This window comes from Alteromonas sp. ABH4_453, from assembly GCF_056160665.1.
The window spans coordinates 166655-185564 of sequence record NZ_JBSWXP010000007.1 but is presented as its reverse complement, the minus strand read 5'-3'; the positions used below and the strand labels follow the sequence as shown (position 1 = coordinate 185564).

19 protein-coding genes are annotated in these 18910 nt (G+C 45.7%); 13 read left to right on the top strand and 6 right to left on the bottom strand.

The features are described from left to right. Positions 1 to 9: 9 nt before the first annotated feature. From ACXAGV_RS15255 to ACXAGV_RS15245, 3 genes are all read right to left on the bottom strand, one after another. Positions 10 to 495 carry a DUF3299 domain-containing protein gene (locus ACXAGV_RS15255; protein ID WP_474873977.1) on the bottom strand — a complete coding sequence of 162 codons (486 nt, stop codon included), beginning with the start codon at positions 493 to 495 and terminating at the stop codon, positions 10 to 12. Between the two features lie 142 nt (positions 496 to 637). Beyond that, a complete protein-coding gene (gene ppa, locus ACXAGV_RS15250) occupies positions 638 to 1168 on the bottom strand; it encodes an inorganic diphosphatase (RefSeq protein WP_014947861.1) in 531 nt (176 codons plus the stop codon). Between the two features lie 165 nt (positions 1169 to 1333). Next, positions 1334 to 2308, bottom strand: coding sequence for a class 1 fructose-bisphosphatase (locus ACXAGV_RS15245; RefSeq protein WP_474805671.1), 975 nt, complete (start codon positions 2306 to 2308; stop codon positions 1334 to 1336). Between the two features lie 314 nt (positions 2309 to 2622). Here ACXAGV_RS15245 and mpl point away from each other — a divergent pair, with 314 nt between their 5' ends. From mpl to ACXAGV_RS15230, 3 genes are all read left to right on the top strand, one after another. Then, entirely contained in the window at positions 2623 to 3981 is a 1359-nt protein-coding gene (gene mpl, locus ACXAGV_RS15240; protein ID WP_474873976.1) for a UDP-N-acetylmuramate:L-alanyl-gamma-D-glutamyl-meso-diaminopimelate ligase, read from the top strand. A 73-nt stretch (positions 3982 to 4054) separates the two neighbouring features. After that, the gene (locus ACXAGV_RS15235) at positions 4055 to 4687 is read left to right on the top strand and encodes a flavin prenyltransferase UbiX (protein WP_283629947.1); all 633 of its coding nucleotides are present in this window, start codon (positions 4055 to 4057) and stop codon (positions 4685 to 4687) included. Between the two features lie 2 nt (positions 4688 to 4689). Further along, positions 4690 to 5499, top strand: a complete 810-nt coding sequence (locus tag ACXAGV_RS15230; RefSeq protein ID WP_474873975.1) for a S1/P1 nuclease — start codon at positions 4690 to 4692, stop codon at positions 5497 to 5499. 146 nt (positions 5500 to 5645) lie between these two features. Here the strand turns inward: ACXAGV_RS15230 and rraA are convergent, their stop codons facing one another. Then, complete coding sequence (gene rraA, locus ACXAGV_RS15225; RefSeq protein ID WP_474828524.1) at positions 5646 to 6131, bottom strand: ribonuclease E activity regulator RraA; 486 nt, start codon at positions 6129 to 6131, stop codon at positions 5646 to 5648. A 365-nt stretch (positions 6132 to 6496) separates the two neighbouring features. Here rraA and ACXAGV_RS15220 point away from each other — a divergent pair, with 365 nt between their 5' ends. From ACXAGV_RS15220 to ACXAGV_RS15185, 8 genes are read left to right on the top strand one after another with little or no spacing between them, the layout of a single operon-like run. Then, positions 6497 to 7009, top strand: a complete 513-nt coding sequence (locus ACXAGV_RS15220; protein ID WP_167483156.1) for a phosphatase PAP2 family protein — start codon at positions 6497 to 6499, stop codon at positions 7007 to 7009. Position 7010: 1 nt separating this feature from the next. Next, positions 7011 to 8078, top strand: a complete 1068-nt coding sequence (locus ACXAGV_RS15215) for an MJ1255/VC2487 family glycosyltransferase (RefSeq protein WP_474873974.1) — start codon at positions 7011 to 7013, stop codon at positions 8076 to 8078. Between the two features lie 51 nt (positions 8079 to 8129). Beyond that, on the top strand, positions 8130 to 8327 hold the full coding sequence (gene lptM / locus ACXAGV_RS15210) for an LPS translocon maturation chaperone LptM (RefSeq protein WP_474873973.1): 198 nt from the start codon (positions 8130 to 8132) through the stop codon (positions 8325 to 8327). Next, the gene (lysA, locus tag ACXAGV_RS15205) at positions 8327 to 9577 is read left to right on the top strand and encodes a diaminopimelate decarboxylase (RefSeq protein WP_474873972.1); all 1251 of its coding nucleotides are present in this window, start codon (positions 8327 to 8329) and stop codon (positions 9575 to 9577) included. Before lptM ends, lysA begins: the two co-directional genes overlap by 1 nt. A gap of 35 nt (positions 9578 to 9612) precedes the next feature. Further along, positions 9613 to 10443: a diaminopimelate epimerase gene (gene dapF / locus ACXAGV_RS15200; protein ID WP_474873971.1), complete on the top strand. Its 831-nt coding sequence runs from the start codon at positions 9613 to 9615 to the stop codon at positions 10441 to 10443. Beyond that, positions 10440 to 11135 carry a DUF484 family protein gene (locus ACXAGV_RS15195; protein WP_474873970.1) on the top strand — a complete coding sequence of 232 codons (696 nt, stop codon included), beginning with the start codon at positions 10440 to 10442 and terminating at the stop codon, positions 11133 to 11135. The genes dapF and ACXAGV_RS15195 overlap by 4 nt, the downstream gene beginning before the upstream one ends. 5 nt (positions 11136 to 11140) lie before the next feature. Then, complete coding sequence (gene xerC / locus ACXAGV_RS15190) at positions 11141 to 12061, top strand: tyrosine recombinase XerC (RefSeq protein ID WP_474873969.1); 921 nt, start codon at positions 11141 to 11143, stop codon at positions 12059 to 12061. A 20-nt stretch (positions 12062 to 12081) separates the two neighbouring features. Continuing rightward, the gene (locus ACXAGV_RS15185; RefSeq protein ID WP_474873968.1) at positions 12082 to 12822 is read left to right on the top strand and encodes an HAD-IA family hydrolase; all 741 of its coding nucleotides are present in this window, start codon (positions 12082 to 12084) and stop codon (positions 12820 to 12822) included. 115 nt (positions 12823 to 12937) lie between these two features. On the opposite strand, the gene cysE is transcribed toward ACXAGV_RS15185, so the two are convergent. Continuing rightward, positions 12938 to 13735, bottom strand: a complete 798-nt coding sequence (gene cysE / locus ACXAGV_RS15180) for a serine O-acetyltransferase (RefSeq protein WP_474828541.1) — start codon at positions 13733 to 13735, stop codon at positions 12938 to 12940. 512 nt (positions 13736 to 14247) lie between these two features. On the opposite strand from cysE, the gene uvrD reads away from it, so the two are divergent. Together uvrD and ACXAGV_RS15170 are read left to right on the top strand one after the other, a co-directional pair. Then, entirely contained in the window at positions 14248 to 16419 is a 2172-nt protein-coding gene (gene uvrD / locus ACXAGV_RS15175; RefSeq protein WP_474873967.1) for a DNA helicase II, read from the top strand. A gap of 42 nt (positions 16420 to 16461) precedes the next feature. Further along, the gene (locus ACXAGV_RS15170; RefSeq protein ID WP_474873966.1) at positions 16462 to 17739 is read left to right on the top strand and encodes a GGDEF domain-containing response regulator; all 1278 of its coding nucleotides are present in this window, start codon (positions 16462 to 16464) and stop codon (positions 17737 to 17739) included. Positions 17740 to 17899: 160 nt separating this feature from the next. Here ACXAGV_RS15170 and rarD read toward each other — a convergent pair whose 3' ends face one another. Continuing rightward, positions 17900 to 18814 (bottom strand): EamA family transporter RarD, encoded by a 915-nt coding sequence (gene rarD, locus ACXAGV_RS15165; RefSeq protein WP_474873965.1) that lies wholly within the window; start codon positions 18812 to 18814, stop codon positions 17900 to 17902. Between the last annotated feature and the right edge of the window lie 96 nt (positions 18815 to 18910).

Sequence of the window (18910 nt, the reverse complement as noted above, 5' to 3'; positions counted from 1 at the left end):
GTTTAATGCTTAAAACCCTTCTACGGCTTCGCCTTTCAAACGGTAACCTACAGACGCAATATCGCCTTTCCAACCGTCTGTCGACAGTTCACCGGTTACCCAAATCGCATCGTAAATATTATCTATGCGCACACCTTCTTCAAACTTTACGTACACAATTTGATTAGACGGCGGCGGTGGTACGTGAATACAGGCGCCAAAATACGGAACAAGTAAAAACTCGGTGGTAAGCTCAGCGGTACCTTCTAGCGGCACAACAAAACCAGGGATTTTGACTCGTTTACCGTCAAAGGTATCGATTACTGGTGCATCAGGCTGAAGCTGACTCATTTCACCATTGTGTTGAACTGATGGTGGCGCGAGCTCATTAAAGCCTTCAGGCACTAGGTCTTCCCAATATACCTCTACCGGAGCATCATCTGCCAGAGCGTTGAAGGTTACAACCATCATTACTACAGCGAATAATGAGGTCATGGATAATTTATGGTGGATCATACTGCTCTCTATCGTTGAGTATTTTGTTAGCTTTTTTTGTATAGGCTTTTGCTTTTCGTTTTCAATCTTCACTTTTAGGCCACATACAAAAAGGGCTGGTATTACACCAGCCCTTTGTATCATCAATTTAAAGCAGCGTGAATTATTCTGCTTCGAAACGCGCGATGCTTGCGGTAATTTCTTCTTTTGCAGCTGCAGCGTCTGCCCAACCGTCAATTTTCACCCATTTGCCTTCTTCAAGATCTTTATAGTGCTCGAAGAAGTGCTCGATTTGCTTAAGAAGAAGCGGAGGTACGTCTGCAATCTCTTTTACGTCACGGTAAATAGTAGAAAGCTTGTCTACTGGTACCGCTAGTACTTTTGCATCTTTACCAGACTCGTCAGTCATGTTTAGTACGCCTACTGGACGACACTTAATGACAGAACCTGCAAGTAGTGGGAACGGAGTCATTACTAGAACGTCAACTGGGTCGCCATCTTCAGACAACGTGTTGTTCACGTAACCGTAGTTAGTTGGGTAGTGCATGCAAGTTGCCATGAAACGGTCAACAAAAAGCGCACCTGTATCTTTATCTACTTCGTACTTCACTGGGTCAGCGTGTGCTGGAATCTCAATGATTACGTTCACTTCATCTGGTACATTTTTACCAGCAGAAATAGCACTCAAGCTCATTCTTAGGTCCTTTCAGTAATGTATTAAAAATTTTGGCCGTAAGTATACGGTGACAACAGCAAAATAAAAACGCTTTACGACCCATGTCGTACTAATCTCTTTATTTTTCGTTAAATTTTGCTGCTTTTTAAAAAAAAATGACCCCCGACGGGTCATTTTTCGCTACTACGCTTTGTCGTTGTAGCTCAAGCACATTTCAACTTCATCTTTCGAGCCGATAATGCAAGGTACGCGCTGGTGAATTTCTTCAGGCATAACTTCTAGAATACGGCCATTACCCGTTTCCGCTTTACCACCGGCCTGCTCCATCAAAAATGCCATTGGGTTTGCTTCGTAAAGCAAACGCAATTTACCTGGCTTAGACGGGTCTCGATTATCAAATGGGTACATAAAGATACCGCCGCGACATAGTAAACGGTGAATATCTCCCACCATTGCCGCAACCCAACGCATATTAAAGTTTTTACCGCGAGGGCCTTCTTTACCCGCTAACAAATCGGCAATATATGCTTGCATCGCTGGTTCCCAATGACGCTGGTTCGACGCGTTAATAGAGAACTCAGAGGTTTCTTCAGGCACCTTAATATTCGGGTGAGTAAGTAGGAAGCCGCCGTGAGTTTTATCAAGGGTATAGATGTGCGTACCGCGACCTGTAGTTAGCGCCAACATAGTAGAAGGGCCGTACAGTACATAGCCTGCAGCAACCATTTGTGTGCCTGGCTGCAGAAAAGCAGATGGGTCATCTGGCTTCATCCACTGCGGTGCATGTGTGATAGAGAAAATAGTACCAATTAGGCTGTTAATTTCAGTGTTTGACGAGCCGTCTAGCGGATCGAAGCTTACTAAGTAATTACCGTCTGGATTACACGGTACTACATCGTCTTCTTCTTCAGACGAGATAGCTTTAACATAGCCAGATTCCCTTAGCGTGTCCTTTAGAATATGGTTAGAGATAACGTCGAGCTTTTTCTGTGTTTCGCCCTGAACGTTTTCTGAAAGGGTTGAACCGAGCACGCCAGCAAGTGCGCCTTGACTCACGCGGAAAGAAATTTCTTTACAGCCCGCTAGCAGTGTACGAATGAGCAGAATTAACTCAAGTGGTGCACCGTCTTGTTGCAATTGGGAATTTAAACGTTTCATTGAATGTAAGCCTTTTTTTCGTGTGTAGGGTGTCGTGCTAGCCATCGCTCAGCTTTCCTTACCGGCTTTTTTATAAGCTAGCACGCACAGGTTTTTATACCTGTGGTTAGATTGTAACCGTGTTCACTGAGAAGTGGAACATACCAGTTCAATGACATACACACACCATACCAGTTTGCATCCCGCAGACATCCTAAGATGAGCGTAATTTAAAGGCATGAAGCATAGGTTGAAATACAAAAATTGAATTATCTATAGGTTGCAGGGTTCTGATAAAGTACCCCGATAACATGAAAATTCATTGAGAATGCGCTATGCATGTACATATTTTAGGCATTTGTGGAAGTTTTATGGGTGGCATCGCCGCCATTGCCAAAACACTCGGCCACAAAGTTACAGGCTCAGATAAAAACGTTTATCCACCAATGAGCACCCAGCTTGAAGCACTAGGCATCGAGCTGACCCAAGGCTATTGCGAAAGCCAGTTTGATCCAGCTCCAGATGTGGTGGTAATTGGTAACGCCATGTCACGCGGTAACCCTGCCGTTGAATACGTGTTAAACCGCAATTTGCCCTACACCAGCGGCCCACAATGGCTGCTTGATAACTTACTAAAAGACCGTTGGGTAATTGGGCTTTCAGGTACCCACGGTAAAACCACCACCAGCAGCATGGTCGCGTGGATTTTAGAGCATGCGGGTCTTAGTCCCGGTTATTTGATTGGTGGCGTACCGGAAAACTTTGGCGTGTCAGCGCGCGTGGGTGAAAGCCCTTTTTTCGTGATAGAGGCTGACGAGTACGACAGCGCATTTTTCGATAAACGTTCTAAATTCGTGCACTATCGCCCGAAAACCTTGGTTATTAACAACCTTGAGTTTGACCATGCAGATATTTTTGCTGACCTTGCTGCTATCCAAACTCAGTTCCACCATTTGGTTCGCATGGTGCCAGAAAACGGGCTTATTCTTACACCTAACAATACGCCCGCAATTGAGGATATGCTCAAGAAAGGTTGCTGGTCTTCTCGCCAATCGTTGGGCAAAGAGTGGCATGCAGAACTGTTAAAGAAAGACGGCAGTGAATTCAATGTATTACATAACGGCGTTATAGCTGGAACGGTAACCTGGGCTCTGGTTGGTCAACACAATGTGGACAATGCTTTAATGGCAATAGCCGCAGCCCACCATGCAGGTGTTACCTTACCTGATGCCATAGAAGCGTTATCCTTTTTTAAAAATGTTAAGCGGCGTATGGAAGTAAAAGGTGAAGTAAACAACATCACCCTTTATGACGACTTTGCACATCACCCAACCGCTATAGCGACTACACTTGATGGTCTGCGTAAAAAAGTGGGTAATGCACGTATTCTAGCTGTGCTAGAGCCGCGCTCAAACACCATGAAAATGGGCGTACATAAAAATACGCTGGCAAACTCTTGGCAGAAAGCCGATGAAGTTTACCTTTATGAACCTGAAGGCATGGACTGGTCGTTAGTTGATTCGGTAGCGCACAGTAACGCACCTACCCACTGCTTCAAAGATGTAGAGAAGATCGTTCAAGGCGTTTGTAACGTAGCACAACCAGGCGATCATATTCTTGTAATGAGTAACGGCGGCTTTGAAGGTATTCATGGCCGTATACTCGATGCACTGAAAATGAAGTCCAAACTATAAAAAAGACAGCATAAAACGAAGTAATACCCGATAAACAAGCTTTGCTATGCTTGTTATCTACAGAGGCTAAACCATGAAACACGACAAGCAAGTCACGCTTGCTATCACAGGTGCATCAGGTGCACCTTACGCGCTAACACTTTTGAAATCGCTGGTTAATGCAGATTATCAAGTGTATGTACTTATCTCTTCCGCAGCAAAGGTAGTCTTTGCCACTGAAGAAAATGTAAAAATACCCGGGCGTCCTGAGGACGCTGCCGCATTTTTTACCGAACATTGCGACGCCAAACCCGACCAAATAAAAGTATTTGGTAAAGAAGAATGGTTTTCCCCAGTTGCGTCTGGTTCAGCTGCGCCTGCCAAAATGGTGGTATGCCCCTGCTCTACTGGCACCTTGTCTGCCATCAGTATCGGTGCGAGTGACAACCTTATAGAGCGTGCGGCAGATGTGGTGTTAAAAGAAAGAGGCCAACTTATTTTGGTTCCGCGAGAGATGCCGCTTTCTTCTATTCATTTAGAAAATATGCTCAAGCTTTCGCAAATGGGTGCTACTATTATGCCTGCAGCGCCAGGTTTTTATCACAACCCCAAGACTATCGATGACTTAGTAGATTTTGTTGTGGCGCGCATACTAGATCATTTAGGTATTGAGCAGTCTCTTGTCGCAAGATGGGGCTATCAGTCTTCCAAACATTCTGAGGATTAACCATGTTCGCGTTTGCAAACAGGATTTGCGCAGTTGCGCTGAGCACGCTATTTACATTGTGCATTTCATCACCTGCTTTCGGCTGGGGTCAGACCGGACACCGAGTAACGGGCGCTATTGCCGAGCAATATCTTAGCCCTCTTTCTCAGGCGGCAATTATGGATTTGCTGCCACATAGCTCCTTGGCTGAAGCCTCAACCCATGCCGATGAAATGCGTTCTAACCCCAGCGAATTTTGGCAGAAAACGGCCAGTCCTTGGCATTATGTCTCTGTACCTGAGGGCAAGACCTATAGAGACGTTGGCGCACCAAAACAAGGTGATGCAGTTACCGCTTTAAAGCAATTTACTGAAACCTTAAAAAGCGATACGGCTAGCATTGAAGAAAAACGTTTAGCCCTTCAATTTATCGTGCATATTATCGGCGACTTGCATCAACCACTTCACGCTGGAAACGGCACCGATCGTGGCGGTAACGATGTAAAAGTACGCTTCTTCTGGCAAGATTCTAACTTGCACCGCGTGTGGGATTCGCAAATGTTAGACCAGCGCGACTTGTCATATTCTGAATGGACTGAATGGCTTACAAAGACCATTAACTCAAAAGATATTCGCAGCTGGGCAACCACCGACCCAATGGTATGGATTGAGGAAAGTACCGCTATTCGCGACACTATTTATCCAGATGACGCCAACAACATGAGCTACGATTATTTATACAATCACCTACCTACTGCCAAAAAGCGTTTGCAGATGGCGGGAATTCGTATCGCAATGTATTTAAACAAGGTGTTTGACGAGGCCAATAAATAGTTTTTCTCAACCCCGAGTTACTCCAAGGCTGATTAATTCGCCTCACCTAGGTTTCGGGAATGTCGTAAGTACCTAAAACAAAAACGGAGGCATACGCCTCCGTTTTTTAATTCTTAAAGCAGCTAGCTTCTGCTTACTATTTAACTTTAATCTAAGTCTAGCGGCTCGGGGGAAAGAATAACACCCGTGCTATCAGCATATAGGTGGTCTTCAGGTAGAAACGTAACGCCACCAAAGTTAACGGGGACATCTACCTCACCTATGCTTTCGCACTCAGCATTCACAGGGATTGCTGCAACAGCCAACACGCCAATGTCCAGTTCAGCAAGGCTATCGACTTCCCGCACACTCCCGTAAATCACAACAGCTTCCCAATCGTTATCAATAGCAATTTGAGCAGATGATGCATCAAATAACGCACGGCGGCTTGAACCACCGCCATCTATCAGCAGCACTTTACCCGCGCCAGGCTGAGCAAGTACACGGTCAATAAGACCTCTATCTTCAAAGCATTTAATAGTGGTAATTTCACCACCGAAAGAATAACGGCCACCAAAGCTTGCGAAAATTGGATCTACTACGTCTACGCTATCAGCAAACAAGTCGCATAATTCAGATGTGTTGTATTCCATTCTTTTTGCCTTACTAAAATTGAGAAGCGTTGAAGCTCTAAGCTAGTAAAACTTAGCATAGCATTAATTCTTATGATGCAAACGGTTGATTTACCGCGTTTCGTTAAATTTTTCGCATTTGTGTAAAATGCAAGACTTTCCTCTAACCATAGCCAACATGAGCACGTATTTTGCTTCATACATTCAGCTGAAATACTTTTGCAAAAAAATTGTTTAATAATCATTTTCCCCGTTTGAGCAAAGGGTGCATGGCTAAAAAGAAACCACGTGAGTTGTCAAAAAAGTTTCTTTTTTCCGTCACCCACTGTTCACAGACGCACTTTAGCCTGTGCAGTAATTAATCGATAGGGGACAAGGCAATGTTAATGAAATCCTTGACCAAGTACGACACTGACTTATTTTATCGCCTCTACAAACTGACGCAAAAAAGAGACTGCCGAAGCATTGTGTGGCTATCAAAAACAGGTGACGGCTATTTATACTTCGTCATTGGCATGTTGCTTTGGGCGTTTGAGCCTGAACACGGTGAGCTTTTCCTCTATACGGCGCTGATGGCATATGCGCTGGAATTACCCATTTATGTGCTGCTTAAGAAAATGTTCAAGCGCCCGCGCCCTTGCGATTTTCTAATGAATTTAACAGCACATGTCACGCCGTCGGATAAGTTTTCCCTTCCCTCAGGCCACACTGCGGCCGCAACATTAATGGCTTGTATCGTGGCGCACTATTACCCGCCATTTGCCTTACTTGCTTACAGTTGGGCGGCGCTTATCGGGCTATCACGAGTGTTGTTAGGTGTACATTATCCTTCTGATGTTGTCGCAGGATCACTGCTAGGCGTAACAATCGCGACACTAAGTATTTCAATTCTGGGGTAGTATGAAATTATTGTATGGTGTGCAAGGCACCGGAAATGGGCATATTGCCCGAGCACGAATTATGGCCGCCGCACTAGCGCAGCGGGATGACATTAGCGTTGACTTTGTTTTTACCGGCCGCGCCCCTGAAAAATATTTTGATATGGAAGTGTTCGGAGAATACCGAACATATAAAGGACTTAGTTTCATTACGAAAAGCGGACGAGTAGACAAATGGTCTACGGTGAAAGAAGCCAACATTCGTCAGCTAAATAAAGATATAAAAGCATTCGATACTCGCGATTACGATTTGCTGGTTAACGACTTTGAACCGGTAACGGCGTGGGCAGCAAAAAAGCAAGGCTTACCGTCTATTTCGATCAGCCACCAAGCGGCGTTTGCTTATAATGTGCCGAAAAGCGGGAATACCATATTTGATACCGTGCTCATGAAAATGTTTGCGCCTACCGATTTACAGCTAGGCGTACATTGGTATCATTTCAATCAGCCTATCATCCCGCCTTTCGTTGCTGAAAAGCCAATAACATCTTCAGGTAATGGCCATGTTTTGGTTTACCTGCCGTTTGAAGATATCGAAGATATTCAACAGATGCTTGAGCCGCTAAGCGATCAAGTATTTGAGTGTTTCCATCCTAATATTGATGAAGCAAAAGAAGTGGGCCACATTCATTGGCACCCCACGTCCAAAAAGCATTTTCAAAAAGCGCTTCAGCACGCTAGTGGTGTAATTGCTAATGGGGGCTTTGAGTTATCAAGTGAAGCACTTCAGTTAGGAAAAAAACTGCTCATTAAGCCCTTACATGGCCAGTTCGAGCAGCTGTCCAACGTACTAACCCTGAATAAACTGGATTTATGCCAGACCCTTTTTCAACTCGACACCGATATTGTAGAAGAATGGCTTGAGGCGCCCGAAAACGAAGCGATAGCCTTTCCTGACAATCCAAACATACTCATCGACTGGCTCAAAAATAAAGACTTTTCTGACACCAAGAGCCTATGCGACACACTTTGGAAAAACGTTCATTACGGCGATAAAACACAAGAACGATTATTGGCTCTTGCAATTTAACACCGCAATGCGATGATAGCGACATTTGTCGTATTCTTTGCGGGATTTTTCGTGCTTAAAAAGTCTGTTGTTTTCTTGCTAACACTCTCAGCATTGTGTGGCTGTGGGTACAAAGGGGCGCTCTACATTCCTGACGCGCCTGCACAAAACACATCTGCTGAACCAGCGTCTTCTAATAATGCAGAAGCTGAGGCTCCATCAAGCGCCAACACCCCATCCCCCGCAACTACTTCTGGAGAGCTGAACTAGTGGATTTTTTCGCCTACAGCCAAGGTCAGCTGCATGCTGAACAAGTGTCTGTTTCTGATATTGCAGCCCAGCACGGAACGCCGGTATATATTTATTCTCGCGCTACGTTAGAGCGCCATTGGCATGCCTTTAACGATGCTATTGGTGAACACCCTCACCTTGTGTGTTATGCAGTAAAAGCTAACTCAAACATTGGTGTGTTGAGTGTTTTAGCAAAGTTAGGTTCGGGCTTTGACATCGTTTCAGCGGGTGAATTGGCCCGTGTAATCGAAGCTGGTGGTGACCCGAGCAAAGTGGTATTTTCAGGTGTAGGTAAAAAACACGACGAGATTCGCTATGCACTAGAACAAGGCATAATGTGTTTCAACGTAGAATCAGAGCCAGAGCTTCATCGCATCAACCAAGTGGCTGGTGAAATGGGCGTGAAAGCCCCTATTTCACTGCGCATAAACCCCGATGTAGATGCCAAAACTCACCCTTATATTTCAACAGGGTTGAAAGCGAATAAATTTGGTATTGCCCGAGAACGCGCGATTGCTACCTATGAATTAGCCGCTTCCCTGCCTAACCTAAATGTGGTTGGTATGGACTGCCATATTGGCTCGCAGCTCACTGAAATTGGTCCGTTTGTAGATGCGCTAGAGCGTCTGCTTCTGCTTATTGATGAACTGGCTGAGCGCAACATTAATATTGAGCACTTAGATGTAGGTGGTGGTCTTGGCGTAACTTATAACGACGAGCAACCGCCTCACCCTAAAGCCTACGCACAAGCCATGGCTGAAAAAATGGTAGGCCGTGAAAACCTTAAGTTAATCCTTGAACCTGGTCGAGCTATTGCAGCTAACGCAGGTATCCTGGTCACTGAAGTTGAATTTATAAAAGAAGGTGAAGAGAAGAGCTTTGCCATTGTCGATGCTGCAATGAACGATTTATTGCGTCCTGCGCTTTACTCAGCATGGCAAAAGATTATTCCTGTAAAAGAAGGAAGCACGGCAACGCCTCGCACCTATGACGTCGTGGGTCCTGTGTGTGAAACCGGTGACTTTATAGGTAAAGACCGCGAATTGGCCATTGAACCTACCGATTTACTTGCAGTTCGCAGCGCCGGTGCCTATGGTTTCGTTATGGCGTCAAACTACAATAGCCGCTGCCGTCCAGCCGAGATTATGGTAGACGGTGACAAAGCAATTGTGGTTCGCGAAAGAGAAAAACAAAAAGATCTCTGGCAAGGTGAGTACAAACTTCCGTAAACTAGAGACAAACTAACAAGATAGATGCGCGTTTAATGCAGGTTCAATTTTCTAAAATGCACGGCTTGGGTAACGATTTCATGGTTATTGATAACGTTACTCAAAACGTCTTTTTCTCTAAAGAAAAAATTCAGCAATTAGCTAACCGAAACTTCGGTATTGGCTTCGACCAGCTGTTGATGGTAGAACCACCATACGACCCTGAACAAGACTTCCACTATCGCATCTTCAATGCTGACGGCTCAGAAGTAGAGCAATGCGGCAATGGCGCCCGTTGTTTTGCGCGCTTTGTTAAGCAAAAAGGCCTGATTAACCGCAATAAGATAGTGGTAAGCACCAAAGCAGGTAAGATGGTGCTTTATTTAGAGAAAGACGGCCAAGTGACCGTTAACATGGGCAAACCAGAGTTTGAGCCTGCTAATATTCCACTTACAGCCAACAAGCAAGAGAATACCTATATTTTGCGTGTGGGCGAACGCACCTTGTTTATTGGGTCAGCGTCAATGGGCAACCCCCATTGCGTAATGGAAGTTGACGACGTTGATACGGCCGATGTTGCCGAAATTGGTCCGCTTGTTGAAAAGCACGAACGCTTTCCCGAAGGCGTAAACGTAGGCTTTATGCAAATTATCAACGACTCACATATCAAACTTCGCGTATTTGAACGTGGTTCAGGTGAAACTTTGGCCTGCGGCAGCGGCGCATGTGCAGCAGTTGCAATTGGGCAAATACAGGGTAAATTAGGTAAAGACGTACGGGTAGACTTGCCCGGGGGCAGTTTACGTATACGCTGGCCAGGCCCAGATAACGTGTTAAAAATGACAGGACCTGCCGAACACGTATATGACGGACATATAAATTTATGAGCGAAGTATCAGGGCAATCTAACGCCACGCAATTGATTGAGCCATTTAACGACACAGCGGAATTGTCGAGTGCTGAAGTGCGCGCGTTCTTATTACAAAACCCTGAGTTCTTTGCCGAGCATGCCGACCTTCTCGAAAAAATTAACCTACCTCATGAGCACAAAGGCAGTGTTTCACTTGTTGAAATTCAAAGTGAGCAACTAAGACAAAAAGTCAGACAGCTTAATTTCAAGCTTAATCAGCTGGTAACTATCGCTAAGCAGAACGAAAAAATATATCGCGTTTATACCGACTTGAACGTGCAGTTACTGCGCTGCGAAAGTGTTGCCGAAGTGCAGTTTACCTTAGAAGATGTACTGCAAGAGCGTTTGCAATTGTCCTCTGCTGTGATCAAAAGCTTTAGAGGCCCCCACGCTATTCCTGAACTGCAACAACGTTTGTTCACAGAGAAGCGCTTTAAGAATACCAACTTCTTCTTTGGTCGTTTGTCACAGCACGAACGCCAGCTGCTTTTCGGCGAAAGCCCGGCAGAATCTGTCGCGTTAATGCTACTTGGTGACGACCGTGAATTAGGTATTTTGGGAATTAGCAGCAGCGACGCCAGCCACTTTACTCCAGACATGGATACCCTTTTGCTTCAGCAACTTCAGCAAGTGCTTAATATCATCTTGCCTGAAATGATGGGATATTAGGTGAAGTGTCTACGGACGCCTTAATCAGCGAACCCTGCCAGCAATGGCTAGATAAGTTTCTGCTTCATCTTCAGGTGGAGCGTGGGCTATCTCCTCACACCATCAAAAATTATCAGCGCCAGCTAATCGAAGTAGCTAAGCTCCTTGGGCTTTACGAGTGGTCAGGCCTTACGCCCAGTGATATTAAGCGCGTAATGGCCGACGCCAAGATGTCTGGGCACAGCGCGCGCAGTATTGCACTCAGACTGTCAGCACTTAGAACCTTCTGCCAGTACCTTATTGACCACCAGCAGCTATTCAGCAACCCTGTAGAGGGCATTCAAGCTCCTAAACAGGGAAAGCCATTACCTAAGCAGCTTAGCGTAGATGAGATGCAGCAGTTACTTAATGCTTCACCTCGAAGCAGTGACGATGATGAAGGCATGCAGTTAAGGGATGTAGCTATGTTTGAGCTGCTGTATGGCTGCGGCATACGCTTAAGCGAACTTACCGGGCTTAACTTAGCCGATTGTCTAAAAGACGGTACGGTGAAGGTCATGGGTAAAGGGAGTAAGCAACGTATACTGCCATTAGGGCGGCACGCACAAAAAGCGCTAAACGCCTGGTTAAAAGTACGCCCTTCTTACGCTTCACCTTACGAAAGTGCGGTCTTTGTGAGTAAGCGCAAAACCCGAATATCGAACAGACAGGTCGCCAATCGCTTAGACAAGATGGCTAAAGATCAATTGCTATCGCAAAAAGTAAGTCCCCACAAACTGCGCCATTCTTTCGCTACTCACGTACTAGAATCCAGTGGCGATTTACGTGCGGTTCAAGAGCTTTTAGGTCACGCTAACTTATCGACAACACAAGTTTATACTCACCTCGACTTCCAGCATCTCGCCAATGTGTATGATGCGGCTCATCCGCGCGCGCGCAAAAAGTAATACTAACTTAAGGTTTCACCATGCAGTTTTTCAGGTCTATTAACAACGTCGAGGCGATGACCTTCGACCTTGACGACACCCTTTACAATAACGAACCTATTATTCGACGGGCCGAAGAAGCGCTTCAAGCGCATATTGCAAAACACCATAAGTCAGCTGCCGCGCTATCGGTAAACGACTGGTTAGCACTAAAGCGAGCAGCTATTAAAAAGGATTTGCGCTTAGCCTCTGACATGGGGCAGCTTCGCCGTGTAGTGCTTACCGCAGCACTCTCTAACACCACACCTGAAAAATTAACAACAGTTCTAAGCACCACAGGCGAACTTAGTGATGCGGTAGAGGCGTGTTTTAACTGCTTTTACGATGCTAGAAGCGACTTTAAATTGGCTGATGAGGTACACGCAGCACTTAAAGCAATTAGTAGTAAATTACCGCTTATCGGCATTACTAACGGCAATGTAAACGCAGAAAAAATAGGCATTGAAGGTTATTTTGAATCTATTCTTCATGCCAGCACATCACGCCCTATGAAACCGGCCCGCGACATGTTTGATGAAGCCGCAACGCTTTTACAAGTTCAACCGAAACACATTCTTCACGTAGGCGATAACATCATAAAGGACGTACAAGGGGCAATTAACGCTGGCTATCAAGCCGCATGGTTTGCCTGTAATAGACCCATGAAACTCGCCAACGAGCCCGTTAGTGTACTGCCTCACGTCGCACTAGATAACCTCAACGAATTAACCCACTTCCTATGAATAATGGGGTCAGAGTACTTTAATCGCTTAAATGTGGGGTTAGAGTGAATAACGGGGTCAGAGTACTTTAAACTTTTACGAAGTGTAAAAGTTTAAAATACTCTGACCCCATATTTTAGTTATCTTCTAGGACGTTTTGGCGCATGGACTCGCAGGGGCTTTGACAAACCGGTCTCCCAACCACTTTTGCTGGTACGCCCACCACAGTGACGTGGGCTGGAACACTGTTCAGTACAACGCTACCAGCGCCGACTTTTGAGCCTTCACCTATTTCGATATTTCCTAGGATCTTGGCACCTGCGCCAATTAACACACCTTGGCGAATTTTGGGGTGACGGTCGCCAGACTCATTACCCGTACCGCCAAGAGTGACGCTTTGCAGAATAGACACGTTGTCTTCTACCACTGCTGTTTCGCCCACGACAATGCCAGTTGCGTGATCGAACATAACGCCTTTACCAATTCGTGCAGCAGGATGTATATCTACACCAAAACTTGCCGAGTTGCGACTTTGCAAGAATAAAGCTAGCTGGTGACGCCCGTGCACCCAGAGATAATGCGCCATTCTATGCACCTGAACAGCATGAAAACCTTTAAAATGCAGTAAAGGAGTAAGGTAGTCGTTTACTGCGGCATCGCGCGCATTAATCGCCATTATGTCAGCAATTGCTGCCTCGCTAATGCCAGGCTCTAACAAGTAGGCTTCGTCGAACACCTCACGTATAGCAATCGCAGGCATCACGTCATCTGCCATTTTGTTTGACAGAATAAAACTTAGCGACGATTCGAAATTATGATGTGCAAGAACACTGGCGTGCACATAGCTAGATAGCAATGGTTCGTTGTCAGCAACAATTTGCGCTTCTTGTTTGAGCGTCGACCAGAAATCGATGGGCGTAGAAAGTGCAGTCATGAGCATGTCCCGTTAGTGTGCTGTTAATGAGCTATTTTTGTGCCAATGTATGTCGTTAAAAAGTTGGGGCCGTGTGCTTTTTTCAGCTTGCCTAAATTGGCTTAACGCTTTTGCTAACATTCGCCTTGCCTGAAAGCGCAGAGGAAGCCGAAGTAAGAAATCAGAAAGTTTACCCGAGTTTGGCGTGATGCAATACCGATGTGATACCTACCAAGCGCATAATTCGATCAATTTATCGTATTAATTCGTTATAGCTAATAACTGTATCTTTCATATGTGCACTTTTAAGCTTTTCTTTAACCCCTCTAGGCTCAGTCACTATTAAACCAAAACGGTTAAAGCGCCCTATTCTATCATTAAGAGGCCCGCACAACCGCACACCTTAAATAGGTAAATAACCGCGCTTTTAGTTAACGAAAACGGTAAAAAACTGGACTGTATAAATTAACAGTCAGATGGCATAATAGCCCGCTGCTGAATGTATAACACTATCAACTAACAGGTACCACACTATGGATGTATCTCGACTGCTAGACGAGCTTAACGACAAACAGCGTGAAGCAGTAGCAGCCCCATTATCAAATGCCCTAGTATTAGCTGGCGCTGGTAGTGGTAAAACCCGCGTATTAGTGCATCGCATCGCGTGGTTGATGGAAGTCGAAAACATCGCCCCTTTTTCTATTTTGGCAGTGACGTTTACCAATAAAGCCGCCAAAGAGATGCGCGGCCGTATTGAGTCGTTGATGGGTCGCAGCCTACACAATATGTGGATTGGTACCTTCCACGGACTTGCACACCGCCTATTGCGCGCGCATCACGCTGAAGCTAATTTGCCTGAAAACTTTCAGATTATTGACTCAGACGACCAATATCGTTTGATTCGCCGCATTCTAAAAGCCATGAATTTAGATGAAAAGCATTGGGCCCCTCGTCAAATTCAGTGGTACATAAACGGCAATAAAGACGAAGGCTTGCGTCCTCAACATATCGAAACCCATGGCGATCATATTCAAAAAACCATGCGTGAAGTCTATGCGGCATATCAAGACGCTTGCGACCGTTCAGGCCTGGTAGATTTTGCTGAGCTGTTGCTACGCGCCCATGAATTATGGGCCAAAAACCCAGAAGTACTAGCGCACTATCAGCGTCGTTTCCGTGCAGTATTGGTTGACGAATTCCAAGATACTAACAATATCCAATATGCATGGCTTCGTATGCTTTGCAGTGGCGGAAATAACAACATTATGATTGTTGGCGATGACGATCAGTCTATTTACGGCTGGCGCGGCGCGAACGTAGATAATATTCAGCATTTCCTAAAAGACTTTAATGAGCCTACCACTATTCGCCTGGAGCAAAATTACCGCTCTACCGGAAATATTCTTAAAGCAGCGAACACCGTGATCGACAACAATACAGGCCGTCTAGGCAAAGAGTTGTGGACAGAAGATGCGCAAGGTGAGCTGATTTCTGTTTATGCGGGTTTCAACGAGCTAGATGAAGCGCGCTTTATCGTGTCTAAAATCAAAGACTGGCTAAACCAAGGCAACGCCCTTAGCGACACTGCCATTCTTTATAGGAACAACGCCCAGTCTCGAGTACTGGAAGAAGCCTTGCTACACGAAGGGCTGGCATATCGCATTTACGGCGGTTTGCGATTCTTCGAACGCCAAGAAATTAAAGATGCTCTGGGTTACATGCGCATGGTAAGTCACCCGCACGATGACGCTGCCTTCGAGCGTGTGGTAAATACGCCAAGTCGCGGTATTGGTGAGAAAACCCTATCGCAAGTGCGCGACACCGCGCGAATGCACAACTGTTCAATGTGGCAGGCGTGCCAACTGCTTATAAACGAAGGGGGTTTTAAAGGCCGCGCGTTAAACGCGATGCAAAGCTTTGTACTGCTTATAACTGAACTAGAGCAAGCCACGTTAGATGAGCCGCTTGACCAGCAGGCTGACAAAGCGATTCGTCAATCTGGCCTTTACGCCATGTACCAAGCAGAACGCGGAGAAAAGGCCCAAGCGCGACTAGAAAACTTAGAAGAATTAGTCAGTGCATGTAAAACCTTTATCGTGCCCGAAGAAGCAGAAGAGATGTCGCCTCTAGCTGCATTTCTAGCCCATGCATCGCTTGAAGCAGGTGAAACCCAAGCTGATAAAGACCAAGACGCTGTACAAATGATGACGATACACACCGCCAAAGGTCTTGAGTTTCCACTGGTGTTCTTAGCGGGCGTTGAAGAAGGCATGTTCCCTAGTCAGATGACCAACGACGAACCAGGTCGAATGGAAGAGGAACGCAGACTTTGCTATGTTGGTATGACACGCGCTATGCAAAAGTTGTATATCACTTATGCAGAAAGTCGTCGATTATATGGGCAAGATAAGTATCATACGGCTTCGCGTTTTATTCGCGAGATGCCAGCAGATTGTGTGGAAGAAGTTAGGCTTAAATCAACAATCTCAAGACCCGTGCATAACCGCTTTAGTCAAGCAACCTCGCACGCCAGTTTTGAAGAAACAGGCTTCAGTTTAGGTGAGCGCGTAGTGCACCGTAAATTCGGCGAAGGGATTGTGCTTAACTACGAAGGGAGTGGAGAGCATGGCCGCGTTCAAGTAAACTTCGACGAATTTGGCAGTAAATGGCTGGTACTTGCTTACGCAAAGCTGGAGAAAGCGTAACATCATTAATTGGCAAGGTAGCCCAAACCTAAGTTGGAATGTATGCAGCAACATGTGCTGATCATCGAAAATGGTGAAGGCAACCTTGAGCTTATAGCGAAATTAGTCCGCCGTGCGGGACTTACGCCCGTTGGTGCAACCTCGCTTACCGAAGGTAAGGCCCGTTTTTCACAAGAAATGCCTGAAACCTTCTTGTGCGCCATTGCTGCCTATGCTTTACCTGATGCGCCGAAAGGTGAAGCTATCGACTTTGCTGTCGAATCTTTTATTCCGACCATAGCGACAACGGAAAATCTCGACAATGCTATTCGCGACAAAGTGCTTGAGCGTGATGTTGTCGATTACATTCCCAAAGAAAATTCACAAAACTACGATTACCTAAACCGCCTTATCAGTCGCCTTGAAAAAAACAAATCTACAGGTGTTGTTGTAGTAAGTACGAATCGCGTTTTACGCTCTAAAACGGTTTCTTTACTCCAACGTCATAACTTCATCGCATTTGAGTGCTTAACAGCTACCGATGCTATGCAGTGTTTATCTGAGCACAAAAATGTACGCCTTGTTATTACCGATAACACATTGCCTGACATGACAGGCACCCATTTTGTAGCAAGCCTGAGAAAAGCCTTCTCCAAAGAACAACTTGCCATAATGGGGATAGCGGGTGGTAAAGGAATGTTAATGTCTGCGCACTTCATTAAGAGTGGTGCAAATGACTTCCTACGCGTCCCTTACTGTCATGAAGAGTTCTTGTGTCGTGTGATGCAGAACGTGGAATATATTGAAAGTGTTGAAGAAATACGCCGTGTGGCGAATACCGACTATCTGACAGGTTTACCGAACCGACGTCACTTTTTCTACATGGTCACAGTGCAACACCAAAACCTTTCTGAAGACCATGCCCTTGCTCTGATTGACCTAGACTTTTTCAAATCAATAAATGATACCCATGGTCATGACGCCGGTGACATTGTGCTAAAAGCCATGGCGGCCCTCATTGAATTTTATTTCCCTGATGAAATCATTTCACGATTTGGAGGCGAAGAGTTTTGTATTTATATGCCTGCAACGCCGCTTAAAGAAGCATGCGAACGCTTAGACGATTTTAGAAAAGTGGTGGAAGCTGAAGTTATCCAACTTCCCCAAACGGACATAAAAGTGACTTGCAGTATTGGGGTAAGTGGCGCACACACTCAGCGTGTGGATAAGCTTTTGAGCCTAGCCGACAAACAGCTTTATGCTGCAAAAAATAGCGGGCGCAACCAGGTAAAATGCGAACCGCCTGATATATCTCAGCAAGAGCAAGGGTCCTTGCTTTAGCTTTTCACTCAATCAACTGCCCCTAAGCTGTCCAACGCTTAAGTCAAAACTTGCCCGCTATGAATTGCTACCACAAAAGCCACGTCGCTTTCTAAAATGAGCGTTTTAGGTAACCGCTTGATGCCCGGCTTGCATCACGCTAGCTTGTGCGCAGAAGCCCTTACTCTACGGCAAGCTTTTGCGCTTTACGCTGACTGCGGTAATTAAATAGTGAGTCGGCACTGAACAAGATAAGCGCAAACCACACAAAGCCGAAGGTTACCAAACGCGACTCTTCAAGTGGCTCGCCGTAAAGGTAAACCGCCAGTATGAACATAAGCGTAGGGCCAATATACTGAAAGAAGCCCAGCGTAGAATACATAATGCGCCTTGCTGCAGCGGTAAAACAAAGAAGTGGCGCGGTAGTCACAATACCAGCCGCTAAAATAAGTGTATTAAGCGTGGCGTCGTTATTAAATAAGTTGCTGTATTCAGACCCGAAGAATATCCAGTAGATAACAGCTAACGGTGAAAGCATTAAAGTTTCAATAAATAGGCCGGGGAGCGAGTCTACCGCCACCTGCTTACGCAACAAGCCGTACACGCTAAAACTTCCCGCAAGCACTAAGGCAATCCACGGAACGTGGCCGTACGAAAAAATAAGAATAGCCACGCCAATAACAGCAAGTCCAACGGCTACACGCTGTAAGTTACGCAACCTTTCACCTAAGAAAAGTCGCCCCAAAAACACGTTGATAAGAGGGTTGATGTAATAACCTAGGCTCGCATCAAGAATATGGTCGTTATTAATAGCCCAAATGAACAAAAGCCAATTCGCCCCCAGTAACAAACCAGCAACGAATAATATCTGCATAACCCGCTTATTGCGCAAAGCAGCGCCCACTTTTGGCCACTGCTTTAGTGCGGCAATGAGCCCGACTAAAAGCACAACAGACCAAATCACTCTGTGCATAAGGATTTCAGCCGCCGGCAATACCATCAACTGTTTGAAATAAACAGGTGCAACACCCCACATACTGTATGCGGCAATTGCGCAAATAACGCCGACTTGCGCGGCACTGGCTTGCTTAGACAAGGCTGGCTCCAACGAGATTCAGGGTAAGAAGGCGCGTATTGTTTATCAGGTTAGATGAATACACAACCCTTAACGCGTTCCAATGCGGCAAAGGGC